The 16,630-nt window shown below is 66.9% G+C and carries 16 protein-coding genes; 8 read left to right on the forward strand and 8 right to left on the reverse strand.

The genetic code is table 11. From position 1 onward, the window contains the following. Positions 1-5: 5 nt before the first annotated feature. Positions 6-227 carry a DUF2835 family protein gene (locus ACZ5BH_RS09520; RefSeq protein ID WP_464889022.1) on the forward strand — a complete coding sequence of 74 codons (222 nt, stop codon included), beginning with the start codon at positions 6-8 and terminating at the stop codon, positions 225-227. Positions 228-264: 37 nt separating this feature from the next. On the opposite strand, the gene ACZ5BH_RS09525 is transcribed toward ACZ5BH_RS09520, so the two are convergent. Further along, positions 265-924 (reverse strand): site-2 protease family protein, encoded by a 660-nt coding sequence (locus ACZ5BH_RS09525; protein WP_464889023.1) that lies wholly within the window; start codon positions 922-924, stop codon positions 265-267. A gap of 50 nt (positions 925-974) precedes the next feature. Here ACZ5BH_RS09525 and ACZ5BH_RS09530 point away from each other — a divergent pair, with 50 nt between their 5' ends. Further along, positions 975-1,742, forward strand: coding sequence for a glycerophosphodiester phosphodiesterase family protein (locus ACZ5BH_RS09530; protein ID WP_464889024.1), 768 nt, complete (start codon positions 975-977; stop codon positions 1,740-1,742). Positions 1,743-1,775: 33 nt separating this feature from the next. Here the strand turns inward: ACZ5BH_RS09530 and ACZ5BH_RS09535 are convergent, their stop codons facing one another. Next, positions 1,776-3,275: an FGGY family carbohydrate kinase gene (locus tag ACZ5BH_RS09535; protein WP_464889025.1), complete on the reverse strand. Its 1,500-nt coding sequence runs from the start codon at positions 3,273-3,275 to the stop codon at positions 1,776-1,778. A 136-nt stretch (positions 3,276-3,411) separates the two neighbouring features. Further along, positions 3,412-4,761 carry a prephenate-dependent tRNA uridine(34) hydroxylase TrhP gene (gene trhP, locus ACZ5BH_RS09540; RefSeq protein WP_464889026.1) on the reverse strand — a complete coding sequence of 450 codons (1,350 nt, stop codon included), beginning with the start codon at positions 4,759-4,761 and terminating at the stop codon, positions 3,412-3,414. A gap of 71 nt (positions 4,762-4,832) precedes the next feature. Between trhP and ACZ5BH_RS09545 the strand changes: the two genes are divergently transcribed. Beyond that, a complete protein-coding gene (locus ACZ5BH_RS09545; RefSeq protein ID WP_464889027.1) occupies positions 4,833-5,555 on the forward strand; it encodes a M48 family metallopeptidase in 723 nt (240 codons plus the stop codon). A gap of 76 nt (positions 5,556-5,631) precedes the next feature. Beyond that, positions 5,632-6,075 (forward strand): Rsd/AlgQ family anti-sigma factor, encoded by a 444-nt coding sequence (locus ACZ5BH_RS09550; protein WP_464889028.1) that lies wholly within the window; start codon positions 5,632-5,634, stop codon positions 6,073-6,075. A 356-nt stretch (positions 6,076-6,431) separates the two neighbouring features. Here the strand turns inward: ACZ5BH_RS09550 and ACZ5BH_RS09555 are convergent, their stop codons facing one another. The 3 genes from ACZ5BH_RS09555 to ACZ5BH_RS09565 all read right to left on the reverse strand — a co-directional run bounded on the left by ACZ5BH_RS09555 (position 6,432) and on the right by ACZ5BH_RS09565 (position 9,084). Beyond that, positions 6,432-6,575: a hypothetical protein gene (locus ACZ5BH_RS09555; protein WP_464889029.1), complete on the reverse strand. Its 144-nt coding sequence runs from the start codon at positions 6,573-6,575 to the stop codon at positions 6,432-6,434. 281 nt (positions 6,576-6,856) lie between these two features. Beyond that, positions 6,857-6,982, reverse strand: a complete 126-nt coding sequence (locus tag ACZ5BH_RS09560) for a hypothetical protein (protein ID WP_464889030.1) — start codon at positions 6,980-6,982, stop codon at positions 6,857-6,859. 137 nt (positions 6,983-7,119) lie between these two features. Further along, on the reverse strand, positions 7,120-9,084 hold the full coding sequence (locus ACZ5BH_RS09565) for a transglycosylase SLT domain-containing protein (RefSeq protein WP_464889031.1): 1,965 nt from the start codon (positions 9,082-9,084) through the stop codon (positions 7,120-7,122). A gap of 258 nt (positions 9,085-9,342) precedes the next feature. On the opposite strand from ACZ5BH_RS09565, the gene ilvD reads away from it, so the two are divergent. The 3 genes from ilvD (at position 9,343) to ACZ5BH_RS09580 (ending at position 11,780) form a co-directional block, all read left to right on the forward strand. Next, positions 9,343-11,028, forward strand: coding sequence for a dihydroxy-acid dehydratase (gene ilvD / locus ACZ5BH_RS09570; protein WP_464889032.1), 1,686 nt, complete (start codon positions 9,343-9,345; stop codon positions 11,026-11,028). Positions 11,029-11,101: 73 nt separating this feature from the next. Then, positions 11,102-11,320, forward strand: a complete 219-nt coding sequence (locus ACZ5BH_RS09575; RefSeq protein WP_464889033.1) for a hypothetical protein — start codon at positions 11,102-11,104, stop codon at positions 11,318-11,320. A 97-nt stretch (positions 11,321-11,417) separates the two neighbouring features. Continuing rightward, on the forward strand, positions 11,418-11,780 hold the full coding sequence (locus ACZ5BH_RS09580) for a nucleotide pyrophosphohydrolase (protein ID WP_464889034.1): 363 nt from the start codon (positions 11,418-11,420) through the stop codon (positions 11,778-11,780). Positions 11,781-11,917: 137 nt separating this feature from the next. Here ACZ5BH_RS09580 and ACZ5BH_RS09585 read toward each other — a convergent pair whose 3' ends face one another. Then, positions 11,918-15,142 (reverse strand): sensor domain-containing protein, encoded by a 3,225-nt coding sequence (locus tag ACZ5BH_RS09585; protein WP_464889035.1) that lies wholly within the window; start codon positions 15,140-15,142, stop codon positions 11,918-11,920. A 7-nt stretch (positions 15,143-15,149) separates the two neighbouring features. Continuing rightward, positions 15,150-15,536, reverse strand: a complete 387-nt coding sequence (gloA, locus tag ACZ5BH_RS09590) for a lactoylglutathione lyase (RefSeq protein WP_464889036.1) — start codon at positions 15,534-15,536, stop codon at positions 15,150-15,152. 144 nt (positions 15,537-15,680) lie between these two features. Between gloA and ACZ5BH_RS09595 the strand changes: the two genes are divergently transcribed. After that, on the forward strand, positions 15,681-16,607 hold the full coding sequence (locus ACZ5BH_RS09595) for an AEC family transporter (protein WP_464889037.1): 927 nt from the start codon (positions 15,681-15,683) through the stop codon (positions 16,605-16,607). Positions 16,608-16,630: the final 23 nt, after the last annotated feature.

The following is a 16,630-nucleotide window of genomic DNA, read 5'->3' on the forward strand; positions in this document are numbered from 1 at the left end:
TCTGCATGCCCTGTCTGCGCTTGCGCCTGGACATTCCGCACCGCCTGTTCCGCCAGTACTACGCCGGGCGGGTGCAGGCCGTGCAGGCCCGCAGCGAGGAGGGGCTGCGCGTGCAGTTTCCGGCGGCGGCCTTGCGCCCCCATCTGCGCCACGACGGGATCCGGGGACGTTTCGAGCTGGAGTTCGACGAACGGCGGCGCTTCGTGGCCCTGCGCCGGCTGGATTGACGCCAACAGGCGGTTGCAAAACACCGTCTTGCGGAATTCAGGACAGACCGGTGAGCACCTGGATGGCGTGGCGCACGGCGCCGATCACCGGGCTGATGAAACGCCAGCCGCCGGTCAGCAGCAGGGCGACGATGATGATCAGGCCCAGGGGCTCGATGCGGCTGAGGGGGCGGGCCAGTGCCGGCGGCAGCAGCCCCACGGCGATGCGTCCGCCATCGAGCGGCGGCAACGGCACGAGGTTGAAGACCATCAGCACCACGTTGATCAGAATCCCGAACAGGCCCATGTAGATGAGCGGCATGCTGATCATCGCCAGCCCCTCGGGCAACAGGCTGGCCAGTTTGGCCACCAGGCCCCAGCCGATGGCCATCAGCAGGTTGGCGCCGGGGCCGGCGGCGGCCACCAGGACCATGTCGCGGCGCGGGTGGTGCAGCTTGCGCCAGTCGATGGGGACCGGCTTGGCCCACCCGAAGGCGAAGCCCATGGTGAGAATGGTGATCACGGGCACCAGGATGGTGCCGATGGGATCGATGTGCTTGATGGGGTTGAGGGTCAGCCGCCCCAGCATCCAGGCAGTGTTGTCCCCCAGCCGCTTGGCCACCCAGCCGTGGGCCACCTCGTGGACCACGATGGCGAACAGCGTGGGGAGGATGGCGATGCTGAGGATTTGCAGGGTGCTCTGGGTGTCGGGGCTCATGCGCCGGGATTCTAGCAGGTTCGGCAAGGGGCGGGGCGCAGGCGATGAGCGTGAGCCAGACTGATCCGGGCTGGCAACTGGTGGCCCACCGGGGCCACGCGGCCCGCTTTCCCGAGAACACCCTGCCGGCCTTCGCCGATGCCTTGGCCGTGGGCGGGCACGTGCTGGAGACCGACGTGCAACTGACCGCCGACGGGGTGCCGGTGCTGTTCCACGATCGGGATCTGCGGCGCCTGTGCGGCGTGCCGGGCGCGATCCATGAGAAGACCCTCGAGCAGGTGCAGGCCTTCCGCGTGCGCAGCCCGACGGGCGGCGAGGGCGCGCCGATCCCGACCCTGCATGATTTCGTGGACTGGCTGATCGCCCGGTCGGACGTGGAGACCTATGTGGAACTCAAGCGGATCACCCTGGCGCGGTTCGGCGTGGACGCCGTGCTCGAGGCCGTGTTGCCGCCACTGGAACCCCTGGCCGGGCGTTGCGTGATCATCTCCTACGACACGGATGCGCTGGCTGCGGTTCGCCGGCGCACCTCCTGGCCCATCGGCGCCGTGTTCGACGACTGGGCCGATCACCGATTGCCGGCGGTACAGGCCCTGGAGGCCGAGTGGTGGCTGTGCCGGCTCGACACCCTGCCCCCCGGCGCCATCGCCCACCCCGGCCACCGCCTCGCGGTCTACGAATGCGACGATCCGCAACAGGCCCGCGCGCTGCTCGCGCGGGGCGTGGACCGGGTGGAGACCTTCGCCATTGGTCGGATGCTTGGCGCGTTGCGCCGGCAAAGGGACGAGGGACGAGGGACGAGGGACGAGGAAGAATGAGTGTGACTGGCCAAATGGCCATTTCCGGACACTTTACGCATTGTTTGTGTCGCCCCTGTCCTCGCCACTCGTCCCTCGTCCCTCGTCCCTCTTCCTGCGCATGGTCCCGAGCATGGCGGCCAGCCAGCGGTGATAGGTGGCTTGGAGGGCCGGGTTGGGGCGTGGCTGGAACCAGTCGCCCGGGGATTCCTCGGGCCAGTGGCGGGGGCGGCCGGCGAGCAGGAAGGCCAGCCCCCGGGCGGTGGCTTCGCATTCCCGGGGACGGTACACCGGTAGGCCGGAGAGATCGGCCAGGCGTTGGCACAGGCCGTCGAGGTGGGCGAGTCCGCCGGTGATCTGGATCTGCTCGGGCGGCGAGGCCAGCTTGCGCATCTCGGCCAAGTTGGCGCCCAGCAGAAAGACGATGCTCTCCACCACCGCCACCGCGCGCAGGGGCAGATCGGCCGGGCCCTCGAAGCGGGTGGGAAAATCGGCGATCCAGAAGGGCGAGCCTAGCCCCGACACGCCGTTGAGGAACAGGCTGGGCGAACCCACCGTCTCCTCCAGCCAGGCGGGCAGGCGTGTGATCAGATCGGGCACCTCGAAGCGGCGGGCGAACCATTCCAGGGCCGCGCCGGCGCCGTTGACGGTGCCTTCCAGGACGTATTCGGTCTGCTCGTCGGTGTGGTGGATCACGCTGGTCAGCAGGCGCCGGCCATACAGGCGGGCCGGGCCGGAGGGCCGGGAGACGAAGGCGCCGGTGCCGGTGTTGATGTAGGCCGTGTCCGGTTGCAGCTCGCCGTAGGCGAACAGGGCCGCCGACTGATCGCCGGTCACCAGGTGCAGGGGCACGTCGTGGGCCCGGCTCAGGCGGCCGAACTCCCGCAGGTTGGGCACGCAGCGGGGCAGGGGATCGGCCGGCACGTCGAACAGCTCCAGCAGCGCGTCGTCCCAGTCGAGCCGCTCCAGCGAGAGCAGCTGGGTGCGGCTGGCGTTGACCACGTCGGCCACCACCGGTTCCTTGTGGGTGAGCTGCCAGGTGAGCCAGGCGGCCATGGGGCCGTAGCCCAGGCGATCCTCCTGCAGGGCCCGGAGCACCTCGGGCAGGTGTTCGAGGCACCAGTGGATCTTGCTGGCGCCGTAGTGGGGGGAGAGAAACAGGCCGGTGCGGGCATGGACGAACTTGCTGTGGCGGCCCAGCGCGGCCACCTGTTCCCGGCCGCGGCGATCCTGCCAGCTGATCACAGGGCCGATGGCGCGGCCGGTGAGGCGGTCCCAGCACATGACGTTGGCGCGCTGGGTGGCCAGGCCGGCGCGCACCACGTGCCGGCGATCCTCGCCCAGCTTCTCCAGCACCTCGGCCACCACGTCGTGCAGGGAGGCGAGCAGGGGGCCGGGTGCGTATTCGACCCGCGCGTCGTCGCTCACCCGGGGATGCAGATCGTGCCAGGCGGCGGCACGCAGGTTGCCTTCGATGTCGAAGACCAGCGCCCGGCTGGCATGTCCCCCCTGATCGATGGCCAGAAACAGATCTTTGGCGCCGATGAAGTCCATGTAATCCCCCAAGTACTTGTGACTATAACGGCGAACTGCGTCACAAACTTGAGAGAAGAGGGCAAGGCGGCCGGCGCGGGAACGGAAACCTTGCAGTTTGCAGCGAAGCTATGACGATCGCGATAGACGACCGGCTTCAGTCGCCGCGCTCTTCGCGGGCCAGCAGGCCGAAGGCGTATTCCCCCGGCGGCAGGGGAATGCGCACCTCGTGGCCGCCGCCGGGCACGCGGTCGCGCCGCTGGCCGTCGAGGCCCTCGATGTGGTCGAGGATCAGTTCCCGGTTGCCGGCGGGCGTGATCACTTCCAGCCGGTCGCCGATGGCGAAGCGGTTCTTGGCCAGCACGTGGGCCAGGCCCGTGTGGGCGTCGTAGTCGAGGATTTCGCCCACGAAGCGCTGGCGGAACCGGCCCGAGTGGCCCTCCAGGTAGTTCTGGTAGTCCTGGGGGGGATGGCGTTCGTAGAAGCCGTCGGTGTAGCCGCGGTTGGCCAGCCCTTCGAGGCGCGCGTAGAGGGTTGGATCGAAGGGCCGGCCGGCCAGGGCGTCGTCGATGGCCTGGCGGTAGAGCTGGGCGGTGCGGGCCACGTAATAATGGGACTTGGTGCGGCCTTCGATCTTGAAGGAGTCGATGCCCAGTTTCACCAGCCGTTCGATGTGCTGGATGGCGCGCAGATCCCGCGAATTCATGATGTAGGTGCCGTGCTCGTCTTCCATCACCGGCATCAGTTCGCCGGGCCGGGTCGTCTCTTCGATGAGATACACCCGATCGGCCAGCGGGTGGCGGGGCTGGGGTTCGGGAAAGGGCTCGGGGGCGGCCATGGCGGCCTGCACGTCGAAGTCCAGGCGCTGCACGTCGCCGCTGATGTCCTCGCTGCCGGCGTGCAGCCGGTATTCCCAGCGGCAGGCGTTGGTGCAGGTGCCCTGGTTGGGATCCCGGTGGTTGAAGTAGCCCGACAGCAGGCAGCGGCCCGAGTAGGCGATGCACAGGGCGCCATGCACGAACACTTCCAGCTCCATGTCGGGGCAGCGTTCCCGGATCTCGGCGATCTCGTCCAGCGACAGCTCCCGCGACAGGATCACCCGCGACAGGCCCAGCGACTGCCAGAACTTCACCGCCGCCCAGTTGACCGTGTTGGCCTGCACCGAAAGATGCACGGGCATTTCGGGCCAGCGTTCCCGCACCAGCATGATGAGCCCCGGATCGGCCATGATCAGCGCATCCGGCTGCAGCGCGATCACCGGCGCCATGTCGTCCAGGTAGGTGCGCAGCTTGGCGTTGTGGGGCATCAGGTTGGAAGCCACGAAGAAACGCTTGCCCTGGCGCCGGGCCTCGGCGATGCCGGTTTCCAGATTGGCCAGATCGAAATCGTTGTTGCGCACCCGCAGACTGTAGCGGGGCTGTCCGGCATACACCGCATCGGCGCCATAGGCGAAGGCGTAACGCAGGTTGCGCAGGGTGCCGGCAGGCAGGAGCAGTTCGGGATTCATGACGGACGGGTGGCGGTTGCGGAGGACCGCACAGTATACCGAAAGCAGACGCGTCTGCTATCGTTCGGTTCATGACCCGCCTCCCGCCGGAACGACTCGAATATCGCCTGCGCGTGGATCGCCGGGCGCGGCACGTGCGCCTGCGCATCACGCCCCGGGGCGAGCTGGTGGTGACCGTGCCGCCGGGGTTTTCCGAGGCGGATCTCGGCCCGATCCTGGCCAGGCGCGCCGACTGGGTGCAGCAGGTGCGGGCCCGGCAGCGCCGCCATCGGGCGGCGGCGCCGGAGACGGGTGGGGCGCGGCCGCGCAGGGTCCTGCTTGCGGCCATCGAGGAAGCGTGGGAGGTGAACTATGTGCCGGTGCAGGCGCGCACGCTGCAGGCGCTGCCCGGTCGGCGGCTTCTGCGGGTGGCCGACCGGGCCGGCGACGAGGCACTGGGCGCGGCCCTGCGCCGCTGGCTGCAGGCCCGCGCGAAGGCGGTGCTGCCTCCCTGGCTGGCCCGGGTGAGCGAGGAGACCGGGCTGGTCTTCCACAGCGTCGGCGTCCGCGGCCAGCGCAGCCGCTGGGGAAGCTGCTCGGCGCGGGGACACATCAGCCTCAACCGCAATCTGCTGTTCCTGCCGCCCGACACGGTGCGTTACCTGCTGGTGCATGAACTCTGCCATACCCGGCACCTCGACCACTCGGCTGCCTTCTGGCGGGAAGTGGCCCGCCATCAGGCCGACTGGCGGCAGCAGGAGAGCGTGCTGCGGGAGGCGGGCCGGCGCCTGCCCCTGTGGTGCCATGCGCCATGACGGCTTGCGCCGATGCGCCGGGCAGGGCATAGTTGGGCGGCACGAACCGGACAACGGAAATCCAGGAGGTCGCACCGTGGGTGCCCAGGAAGCGGCGGAACGTCGAACCGAATCCCTCAGCAAGCTGCACACCCTGATCGAGACCCGGGATCGCACCCTGGTCCTGTTCTCGCAGCTCATCGGCCTGCGGCCCTTCGAGCCGGGCGAGGCCATCCAGGCCCTGCTCCAGGAATTCTGCGAAACGCTGGTGGACTACACGGCCAGCGCCCACTTTCAGCTCTACCGCTACATCGAGGAAGGCACCGAACGCCGCCAGGCGGTGAAGACCGTGGCGGCGGAAGTCTATCCCCGCATCGCCGACGTGACCCGGCTGATCGTCGATTTCAACGACAAGTACGACGGCGAGACCATCGTCGAGGACACCGCCGCCCTGGAACGGGATCTCGCCCACCTGGGCGAAATGCTGGCCGACCGCATCGCCGCCGAAGATCGCATCCTCGAAGCCCTGACCCGCCGCTGACCGCCGGCCAGGCGAACCGGCTACCTCCCTCTACTGTAGGAGCGGCGCCCTCGCCAAGATTACGCAGGGACGAGTGACGAGGGCCGAGGAAAAGCATTGGTTTCTGATTTCGGTTCACCTCGTCACTCGGCTTTGGCTTCCTGCGTCGCTCTACCTCCTGCATCCATGCAGTCGTCGGTCCTCGTCCCTTGGCCCTGTTCTGATCGCGGCGAGGGCGCCGCTCCTGCCCTTGGTTACTCCGTTTTTTCCGCGCCGAAAACGCAAACACCCCGGTTCTCGGACCGGGGTGTTTGCGTGATGAGGTGACGCAGAGGCGGATTCCGGGGAATCCGCATGCGTCGAGGGGTGATCGTGTGTCAGCTTGCCATTTGCAGCAGCAGGCGTTCGGAGCTGTGGCGGAAATCGGCCTGCTGCTTTTCCTGTTCCGTGGCGATCAGCAGGATCGCATCTTCCAGAGAGAGTTCTTCGACTTCGTAGAGGGGCAGTTCTTCTTCGTTCATGGCGAGTCCTCCTCGTAACAACAGTTACATGTATATCAAACCTAAAGTGATTTGTAAAGAAAGTGATGTAACTTATTGTTTTATTGTGGGAGAGGGTCACCAGGTCGCCTGTCAGATGACAGATATATATTTCATTTCAAGAGTTTTATCAAGAAATCGACGTAACTTGTTGATATTTGGTTTTCGGGACAAAAGGGCGGTCCAAGGCCGGTCGGCCCGGAGAGAGGGGGGAAGCGATGCGCAGCGGTGGTTCGCGGGCGTCCCTGCCCGGTGGGTGGCGATCAGCGGTGACGGCGCGTTTCCTTGAGGTATTCCCGGATGAACTGGGTCCGGCCCATGGTGTTGCCGAAATGGTAGCCGGCCAGGAAGAGGGTGGCGCCAAGAAGGAGCAGAATCAGCAGGTCCATGAGATTCTCCAGCGGATGTTGCGGACGGTCAGCGTTTCTATCGGCGCCTTTGGCCGGTGCTTGAGGGCCATTCGGAGCCGATTCGGCAAAATGCCGAAGCGGTCACGGAATCGCCCCTCGGCGCAGCGGGCAGCGAGTCAGCCGGGTCGCTTCGGGGCCCCGGTGCCCTGGTGGGCGGTGGTGGTGCCGGTGCCGGGGATCGGCTGCATGCGTTGCAGCAGGGGGACCGGTTCACGGCCGAGGCGCTGCTCGTAGATGACGGTGTAGGTGAGTACCCGCTGCAGGTAGTCGCGGGTTTCGCGGAACGGGACGGTTTCGATCCAGACGTCGGCGGGGACGTTTCCGGCCACCGGCAGCCAGCGGCGCACGTTGCGGGCGCCGGCGTTGTAGGCGGCGGTGGCCAGCACGGGGTGGCCGTCGTAACGGTCGCGCACCTGCTTCAGGTAGCGGATCCCCAGGCGGATGTTGGTGTTCGAGTCGAGCAGATCCCGGTAACGGGGACGGCGCAGGCGCATGGAGCGGGCCATGCTGCGGGCGGTGCGGGGCAGGAGCTGCATCAGGCCCAGGGCGCCGGCATCGGAGCGGGCGTCGGGCGTGAAGGCGCTCTCCTGGCGAATGATGGCGAAGGCCCAGGCCGGGTTGACCCGTTGCCGCCGTGCCTCGCGCAGCACCTGTTGCTGGTGGGCGAGGGGAAAGCGCAGTTCCAGATCGTCCCAGTAGCGGGCCCGGGCCGCGGTGGCGATGGCCCTGTCGTGCCAGCCCCAGGCGTCGGCCAGCTTGGCGGCCCGCAGCAGGGCCGGGGTGTCGAGCCGCTCGATGGCATGGTTCCATTCGCGCCGGGCATCCACCGGCCGGCGGATGGCCAGCAGTTCCCGGGCCCGCAGGATGGCCGGCAGCTTCTCGATGTCGGCCAGTTCCGCGGGCGCGTAGCGCAGGGGCGCATGGGCGAACTGGTAGCGGTAGCCGGCCCGGTCGGCGGCCAGGAAGCTGTAGTAGCCCCGGCTTTCGCCGTTCATCACGTAGATGGCGCGGGCTTCTTCGAGGCGCCCCATGCCCTCGAACACCCGTCCCCGCCAGTAGCGCCACTTGTCGCTGTGCTGGCTGGCCAGGGGGAGCCGGTCGAGCCAGGCCCGGGCCGTGTCCCAGTCCTGATCCTGCACGGCCGAGAAGAAATGCAGGGTGATGACACGCTCGTCGGTGTCGGCGAGATCCAGATTCTCGAGCAGGCGGCGTGCCTCGGGGTCGCGGGATTGCAGCAGGGCCAGCGCCAGGCGCCGTTCGATGCGTTCCCGTTCCGCCGGCGCCAGGGCGTGCCGTTCCCGCAGACGCTGCCACTGGCGGGCCGCCAGCAGGGGATGGCGCCGGGCCTGGCGCTGCAGGCCATAGACGGTGATCCAGTCGAGCACGGCAGGCCGGTCCCGGCCAACGAAGTGGTCATTCACTTCCATGAGGAAGGACGGCTCCCGCCGCACCTTGAGCCAGATCTTCACCCAGTAGCGTTGATCGGCGGGCAGATCGCCCGTCAGATGTCGGACCAGCCGCACGTTGCCCCGCGCCATGGCCAGGCGGATGCGCTTCCAGACCAGGGTGGTGTCGAGCTGGCCGGCCCGCCGCCAGGCCGCCAGGGGCCAGTCGCACTGGCGTGGCAGCGAGCGGCCGGTCTGCCACAGGCCTTCCAGCACCGCCCAGGCCCGTTGTGGCTGGCCGGTTTCCACCAGGCCCCGGGCATAGTGGCACAACAGGCGGCGGCTGTCGGTGGGGGTGAAGTGATCCACCAGCCGTTGCCAGCGGCCCTGGCGGGCCAGGCTGTAGAGCCAGCGCCGCTGCAGGCGCGCGGCCAGGGGCGTGTCGGCGTGACGGCGCAGGAAGGCGAGCACCTCCTGCGGGCGGCTGCGGTCCAGGCGACGGTTCAGCTCCGCGTACTCCAGATAGACGTGCAGCGGATAGTCACGCAGGCGCCGCTCCAGGCGCCGGTAGGTCTGCAGGTGCCCCCGGCGCAGGGCCTTCTCCGCTTCCTGGAACTGATTGCGCTGGTTGACGAGCGCCGGGCTGGAGGGAATGTCGGCCGCGGCCATGTCCGGCAGCCATCCGAGTACGAACATGGCGAGCAGCAGCCTGCGATGTATCGGCGCACGTTGCGGCACGCGGGGCCTCCCGGCTGGAGAATGTTTGAGGGCTTTTTATAGCATAGCCTTCAGCGGCCATCCTTGCCCATGGGGCAGTTCCGTTGTCGGCACGTGCAAGCCGCGAGTTGACCGTTTTGCGGGCGTTTTGTGACGCAGTAGACCGTTTTCCGCGGTCTGCCGCCCATTTGCTATACTGCCCGGCCCCGTACCGTTTCTGTTGCCGGAGTTTCCCCCATGTCCGAAAAGAAGAAGCTCAATCCCTGGAGTTCCCGCATCACCGAGCCGCGCTCCCAGGGGGCCTCCCAGGCCATGCTCTACGGCACCGGCCTCACCCCCGAGGAGATCCGCAAGCCGGAAGTGGGGATCTCCAGCGTCTGGTGGGAGGGCAACACCTGCAACATGCACCTCAACGATCTGGCGGCCCATGTGAAGGAAGGGGTCACGGCGGCGGGCCTGGTGGGCATGCGCTTCAACACCATTGGCGTTTCCGACGGCATTTCCATGGGCACCGACGGCATGAGCTTTTCGCTGCAGTCGCGGGACATCATCGCCGACTCCATCGAAACGGTGATGAGTGCCCAGTGGTACGACGCCAACATCTCCATTCCCGGCTGCGACAAGAACATGCCTGGCGTGATGATCGCCATGGGCCGCCTCAACCGCCCGGCGCTGATGGTCTATGGCGGCACCATCAAGCCCGGCCACTGGCAGAACCGGACCCTGGACATCGTTTCGGCCTTCCAGAGCTACGGCGAATACCTGGCCGGCAAGATCGACGACCAGGAGCGGGAGGAAATCGTCGAACACGCCTGCCCCGGCCCCGGGGCCTGTGGCGGCATGTACACCGCCAACACCATGGCCTCGGCCATCGAGGCGCTGGGCATGAGCCTGCCCTACAGTTCCTCCACGCCGGCGGTGGATGCCGACAAGATCAAGGAATGTCATGCGGCCGGCAAGGCCATCCGCCACCTGCTGGAAGCCGACATCCGCCCGCGCGACATCATGACCCGCGAAGCCTTCGAGAACGCCATGGTCATGGTCATGGCCCTGGGTGGCTCCACCAACGCCGTGCTGCACCTGATCGCCATGGCCCGGGCGGTGGACGTGCCGCTGACCATCGACGACTTCCAGGCCGTCTCCGACCGGGTGCCCTTCATCGCCGATCTCAAGCCCTCCGGCAAGTACGTGATGGAGGATCTGCACAACGTGGGCGGCACGCCCGCGGTCATGAAGTACCTGCTGGAGAAAGGCTTCCTGCACGGTGACTGCCTCACCGTCACCGGCAAGACGGTGGCCGAGAATCTGGCCGATCTGCCCGGCCTGGCCGAGGGGCAGAAGGTGATCCTGCCGGTGGAGAAGCCGATCAAGGAAACCGCCCACATCCAGATCCTCAAGGGCAACCTGGCCCCTGGCGGCTCGGTGGCCAAGATCACCGGCAAGGAGGGACTGCGCTTCTCCGGCCCGGCGCGGGTCTACGATTGCGAGGAAGACATGCTGGCCGGCCTCGAGCAGGGCGAGATCCAGAAGGGCGAGGTGGTGATCATTCGCTACGAAGGGCCCAAGGGCGGCCCCGGCATGCCCGAGATGCTCACCCCCACCTCGGCCATCATGGGCGCCGGCCTGGGCAACGACGTGGCGCTCATCACCGATGGCCGCTTCTCCGGCGGCTCCCACGGCTTCATCATCGGCCACGTGGTGCCCGAGGCCCAGGAAGGCGGCCCCATCGCCCTGGTGCAAAACGGCGACGTGATCACCATCGACGCCGAGAAGCGGGAGCTGAGCGTGGATCTGAGCGATGCCGAGCTGGCCGAGCGCCGCAAGCAGTGGCAGGCGCCGCCCCTGAAGGCCACCCGCGGCACCCTGCACAAGTACATCAAGCTGGTGAAGTCGGCCTCCGAGGGCTGCGTGACCGACGAGTGAGGCGCGCCGGGCGCTTTCCGCCGGCGGCGATTCTGGTACACTCGAAGGCACGGTTGCGCAGGGGGAGACAACCATGTTCAGTACCCAGGAACCCGTGCCCGGCTCGTGGTACGTCAACCGCACCGGCAAGCTGATGAAGGTGCGGCTGATGCTCTACCAGGGCCGTCGGCGCCGCGCGCTGCTCATCGAGTATCTGGAGGGCCAGCGCCAGATCATCGGCATCGACGACTGGTATCGGCTGCAACTCCACCGCCGCGACGCCGTCCTGGAAAACCGCCAGCAGGGGCTCTGAACCGCGCGGGCATGCCGGTGCTCGTCCACCGCGCGGGGACGCGCCGCGGTGCCCCACCCACCTGCGCCGTTCACCGGCGCCAGAGCATGAACGTGACATGAGCCCACCGCAAAACGTCATCGACGAACTGCAGGCCCGCCTCAAGGCCTTCGCCGAGGAGCGCGACTGGGAGCAGTTCCACGCGCCCAAGAACCTGGTCATGGCCCTGTCGGTGGAAGCCGCCGAGCTGGTGGAACACTTCCAGTGGCTCACCGCCGAACAGAGCGAATCCCTGTCGCCCGACACCCGCCGCGCCGTCAGTCACGAGATGGCCGACGTCTTCATCTACCTGCTGCGCCTGGCCGAACGCCTGGATGTAGATCTGCTCGCCGCCGTCGAGGAGAAGATCCGCCTCAACGCCGAAAAATACCCCGCCGACCGGGTGCGCGGCAGCGCGAAGAAATACACGGAGTATGAGTGACGAGCGTAATCGAAACCGGCAATCCCGTGTTTTCCTCGCCGCTGTGCATCGCGGCTTGCGCCGCTCCTACCGAAGAGAGCACCGTTCTGTAGGAGCGGCGCAAGCCGCGATTGTTGTGGACCGAGCAGGAATGCCGATTACGTCTCCGCTTCGCCTCGCCTCTCGTCTTTCGTTCCTCGTCCCTGCTTCTCCAGCAAGGCGGTCATTTCCTTTTCGGGGACCGGCGGGCTGTAGTAGAAGCCCTGGATGAGGTGACAGCCGTTTTCCTTGAGGAAGGCCAACTGGCGTTCGGTTTCCACGCCTTCGGCGATCACGTTCAGGGACAGGTTCTGGGCCATGACCACGATGGCCTTGGTGATGGCCGCATCGTCCGGGTCCTCGGTGATGTCGCGGATGAAGGAGCGGTCGATCTTGATGGTGTCGATGGGGAAGCGGCGCAGGTAGCTGAGGGACGAATAGCCGGTGCCGAAGTCGTCGATGGCGAAGCGCACACCCAGCCGGTTGAGTGACTTGAGGGCGGTGACCACCGAGCTGGCCTGGCGCATGAGCATGCTCTCGGTCAGTTCCAGTTCCAGGAATTCGGGATTGACGCCGGTGCGCTGGATGATGCCGTGCAGCACGTCGATGAATTCGCTGTTGTTGAACTGGCGGCTGGAGATGTTCACCGACAGGTGCAGGTAGCCATGGCCGGCGTCGTGCCAGGCGCGGGCCTGGCGGCAGGCCGTGTCCAGCACCCATTCCCCCACTTCCTCGATGAGTCCGGTTTCCTCCAGCAGGGAGATGAAGTTGCTGGGCGAGACCAGGCCCAGTTCCGGATGCTGCCAGCGCAGCAGGGCCTCGACGCCCACGATGCGGTCGTTGCGGGCGTCCACCTGGGGCTGGTAGTGGAGCACGAACTGTTCCCGGGCCAGGGCGTGGCGCAGGTGGTTCTCCAGGGTCAGGCGCTCGAAGTTGCGGGCGCTCATGTCGTCGGAATAGAACTGATAGTTGTTCTTGCCCAGTTCCTTGGCCCGGTACATGGCCACGTCGGCGTTGCGCAGCAGGGTGTCGGGATCCTCGCCGTCATGGGGGAAGATGGCGATGCCGATGCTGGCGGTCACGAACAGCTCGTGATTGTTGATGTGGAAGGGCTCGGTCAGGGTCTGCAGCAGTTTCTGCGCCACGGCGGCGATGCTGTTTTCGTTGTCCACGTCATCGAGCAGGATGGCGAATTCGTCACCGCCGAAGCGGGCGATGGTGTCGCCGTCGCGCACGCTGTGCTTGAGCCGCTCCGACAGTTGCAGCAGCAACTGGTCGCCGGTGTTGTGCCCCAGGGTATCGTTGATGTTCTTGAAGCGATCCAGATCCATGAACATCACCGCCACCAGGCGCTTGTGATGTCGGGCGCGGATCAGGGCCTGCTGCAGGCGATCCAGAAACAGGTTGCGGTTGGGCAGATCGGTCAGGGCGTCGTGATGGGCCATGTGCTGAAGCCGCTCCTGGACTTGCATGCGTTCCGAGATGTCCTTGGCCGTGGATACGAAGTGGGTGATGCGGCCGCTCTGGTCGCGGATCGGCGTGATGGTCTTCTCCTCGTAGTACAGCGAGCCGTCCTTGCGCCGGTTGATCATGATGTTGGTGTAGCTCTCCCCGGCCAGGATGGTCTGCCACAGGTGTTCGTAGAACTCGGGCTTGTGCTTGCCCGAGGAAAGAATCGACGGCTTGCGTCCCACCACTTCCTCGAAGCGGTAGCCGGTGACCCGCTCGAAGGAGGGGTTGACGTATTCGATGATGCCGTCGATGTCGGTCACGATGACGATGTCGGCGGTCTGCTCCAGCACGCTGGACAGCTTGCTGACCTGGGATTCGTGCAGCTTGCGCTCGGTGATGTCGCGGGCCGTGCCTTCCACGCCGGCCACGTTGCCGTCCGCGTCGTAGATGAAATGGGCGTTGCTCGAGGTCCAGACCACCGAGCCGTCACGGTGGCGCAGGGCGGTTTCGTTGTTGGTGATCTGGCCGCCGTTGGCGGCCATGCGTTCGAGCAGGGCCTCCCGTTCCTCGGGATGCACGTAGAACTCCACCATGGGCCGGCCGATGACTTCCTCCGGCGCATAGCCGAGCAGTTGCTGCACCGAATCGGAGACCCGCGTCAGGATGCCGTTGGCATCGATCCGGTAATAGGTGTCCTGCATGTTGTGCAGGATCATGTCCAGTTCCTGGGCGGCCTCGCGCAGCCGCTGTTCGGTCTGCAGGCGTTCGGTGACGTCCATGCGCACGTAGACCAGGCCAATCACGCTGCCTTCGGCGTCACGCACCGCCTGCAGGCTCCAGTCCCAGAAGCGGCCGTCGGGATCGCCGTCCGGGCGATCGGCGCGCGCCCGCTGGGTGTGGGGCTGGCCGGTGCGCACCACGTCGACGAACCGCGCGCGGATGTCCGGGTCGCGGCAGTCGTCGAAGAAGTTGCGGCCGATGAAGGCGTCGGGCGTGCGCCCGAAGGCGTGGGCGAAGGCGGGATTGACGCGGATGTAACGGAATTCCCGATCCAGATAGGCCATCTGGGTGAAGTCGTTGGCGAACACCTGTTCCAGCAGGCGGTTGGATTCCTCCAGGGCCCGTTGCGCCAGGCGGCGCCGGGTGATGTCGTGGACGATGGCCTGGATCAGGGGGCCGTCGGGCAGATCGATGCGGCTGACGCTGATTTCGCAGTCGAACAGAGTGCCGTCGAAGCGCCGGTGCTGCCATTCGAAACGCTGCGGCTCGCCCTGCATGGCCCGTTGCAGGATGGCGAGCGCCTCACTGTCGGAAGGGCGGCCGCCGGGCTGGTGGGGGGGCGAGATGTCGATGGGGGAGATGCCCAGCAGATCGTCCTTCTGGCAGCAGAACATCTCCAGGGCCTTGCCGTTGCAGTCGATGATCAGGCCATCGCGCACCAGAAACACGGCATCGTTGGCGCGCTCGAACAGGGCCCGGTAGCGGGTCTCGTTGTCCCGCACGCGGCGCAGGGCCGCCTGCTGTTCGGAGATGTCGCGCACGATGCTCAGATACTCATCGGTGCTGCCGATGCGCACGATGCGGGCTTCGAAATCGCGGCGTTCGCCATCGAACTCGAGCTGGTAATGGAAGATGGCCGGGCGGCCGCTGCGGCGGGTTTCCTCGATGCCGCGCAGGGTGCCTTCGGCGATGTCCGGCGGCGTCACCTCCCGGAGGTTGCGATGCAGGAACTGTTCGGGATCCAGCAGCAGGGGAATGTGGGGCGACTGCTTGACGTCCAGGAAGTTGCCTTGCCGATCGAGACGGAAGATGAGGTCGGGCAGGGCGTGGAGCAGGGCCTCGGTTTCGGAGACCAGGTCGCGGGTTTCCGGCGTGAGAGTCCGGGTCGGCATGCGGGTTTCAGCCCTTCTTGCCAATCAGTTCGATGGGGTAGCCGTCGGGATCCTCGACGAAGGCGATGATGGTGGTGCCGGCGTTCATCGGGCCGGCGTCACGGAGGATCTTGCCGCCGCGCTGGCGGATGGTCTCGACGGCCTCGTACACGTCGTCCACCTCGATGGCGATGTGACCGAAGCCGGTGCCGAGTTCGTAGTGATCCACGCCCCAGTTGTAGGTCAGTTCGATGACCGCCTGTTCCGTTTCGGGGCCGTAACCGACGAAGGCCAGGGTGAACTTGCCGTCGGGATAGTCCTTCTGGCGCAGCAGCGTCATGCCCAGCACCTGGGTGTAGAAATCGATGGAACGTTGCAGATCGCCAACGCGCAGCATGGTATGCAGGATGCGCATCCCTTCCTCCTCGGACTGGGGTTTGTGTCAGAATAGCGCAGAAAAACCCGGCTCGAGTATAGCCCAATCCGACTAAATGGCGGTGACGGGTTTCGGGGCCGATCCCGGTTTCCGGCCGGCGGCGGAGCAAGAGGAGACAGGCCAATGGCCGTGTTCGAAACCGTACTGCAGATGATGGCCATGGTGGCCCTGGGCGCCTTCTGGCGCTGGCGTCAGCCCGGACGGGTGCCGGTGACGCAGTTGCGCAGCGCCATCACCGAACTGGTCTACCATCTGCTGCTGCCGGCCCTGGTGCTGCGGGTGCTGTGGCAGGCGGAGCTGGGCCTGCAGTCGCTGGCCATCTCGGCGGTGGCGGCCAGCGGCATCCTGGTGGCCATGGGGGTGGCCATGTTCGTCTGCCGGCGGTGTGGTATCGCGGCGCCCCTGGCCGGGGCCGCCATCCTCGCGGCCGCCTTCGGCAACTTCACCTACATGGGGCTGCCGGTCCTGATCGCCGTGTTCGGCGACTGGGCGGCGGGCATCGCCATCCAGTACGACCTGTTCGCTTCCACGCCGCTGCTGTTCACCGTGGGGATTCTGCTGGCGAGCCGCTATGGCCAGGTGCAGGAGTCCATCCATCCCCTGCGCCGGCTGGCGGCGATCCCCCCGCTGTGGGCGGCCCTGCTGGCCGTGGCCCTCAATCTGGCCGGCGTGCCGCTGCCCGGGGGGCTGGCCCAGGTGCTCACCTACCTCGGCAGCGGGGTGGTGCCGCTGATGCTGCTGGCGGTGGGCATGAATCTCGAGTGGCGGGGGCTGGATCGCGACCGTGTCGGGCCCCTGGTGATGGTGCTGCTGGTGCAGTTGCTGCTGATGCCGCTGGTGGTATGGGGGCTTTCCGGGCCGCTGGGCTTCAGCGGCGAGCTGCGCCTGGCCCTGGTGCTGGAGGCGGCCATGCCGAGCATGGTCCTGGGGATCGTGCTGTGCGAGCATTTTCGGCTCGATACCGCCTTCTATGCCGCGGCCGTGACCGTGTCCACCATCCTGGGGCTGGTGACCCTGCCGGCCTGGTATCTCCTCCTCGGCGGGGCCTGATTGCATTACCGGATTGGACACCG

It is taken from the genome of Thioprofundum lithotrophicum, assembly GCF_055387065.1.

What these genes read in the sequence shown, in the direction of transcription:
- trhP (WP_464889026.1), bottom strand. Translation starts at nt 4,761, where the DNA reads ATGAATCCCGAACTGCTCCTGCCTGCCGGCACCCTGCGCAACCTGCGT.
- ACZ5BH_RS09595 (WP_464889037.1), top strand. Translation starts at nt 15,681, where the DNA reads ATGGCCGTGTTCGAAACCGTACTGCAGATGATGGCCATGGTGGCCCTG.
- ACZ5BH_RS09525 (WP_464889023.1), bottom strand. Translation starts at nt 924, where the DNA reads ATGAGCCCCGACACCCAGAGCACCCTGCAAATCCTCAGCATCGCCATC.
- ACZ5BH_RS09545 (WP_464889027.1), top strand. Translation starts at nt 4,833, where the DNA reads ATGACCCGCCTCCCGCCGGAACGACTCGAATATCGCCTGCGCGTGGAT.
- ACZ5BH_RS09585 (WP_464889035.1), bottom strand. Translation starts at nt 15,142, where the DNA reads ATGCCGACCCGGACTCTCACGCCGGAAACCCGCGACCTGGTCTCCGAA.
- ACZ5BH_RS09535 (WP_464889025.1), bottom strand. Translation starts at nt 3,275, where the DNA reads ATGGACTTCATCGGCGCCAAAGATCTGTTTCTGGCCATCGATCAGGGG.
- ACZ5BH_RS09575 (WP_464889033.1), top strand. Translation starts at nt 11,102, where the DNA reads ATGTTCAGTACCCAGGAACCCGTGCCCGGCTCGTGGTACGTCAACCGC.
- ilvD (WP_464889032.1), top strand. Translation starts at nt 9,343, where the DNA reads ATGTCCGAAAAGAAGAAGCTCAATCCCTGGAGTTCCCGCATCACCGAG.
- ACZ5BH_RS09565 (WP_464889031.1), bottom strand. Translation starts at nt 9,084, where the DNA reads ATGTTCGTACTCGGATGGCTGCCGGACATGGCCGCGGCCGACATTCCC.
- ACZ5BH_RS09560 (WP_464889030.1), bottom strand. Translation starts at nt 6,982, where the DNA reads ATGGACCTGCTGATTCTGCTCCTTCTTGGCGCCACCCTCTTCCTGGCC.
- ACZ5BH_RS09580 (WP_464889034.1), top strand. Translation starts at nt 11,418, where the DNA reads ATGAGCCCACCGCAAAACGTCATCGACGAACTGCAGGCCCGCCTCAAG.
- gloA (WP_464889036.1), bottom strand. Translation starts at nt 15,536, where the DNA reads ATGCGCATCCTGCATACCATGCTGCGCGTTGGCGATCTGCAACGTTCC.
- ACZ5BH_RS09555 (WP_464889029.1), bottom strand. Translation starts at nt 6,575, where the DNA reads ATGAACGAAGAAGAACTGCCCCTCTACGAAGTCGAAGAACTCTCTCTG.
- ACZ5BH_RS09520 (WP_464889022.1), top strand. Translation starts at nt 6, where the DNA reads ATGCCCTGTCTGCGCTTGCGCCTGGACATTCCGCACCGCCTGTTCCGC.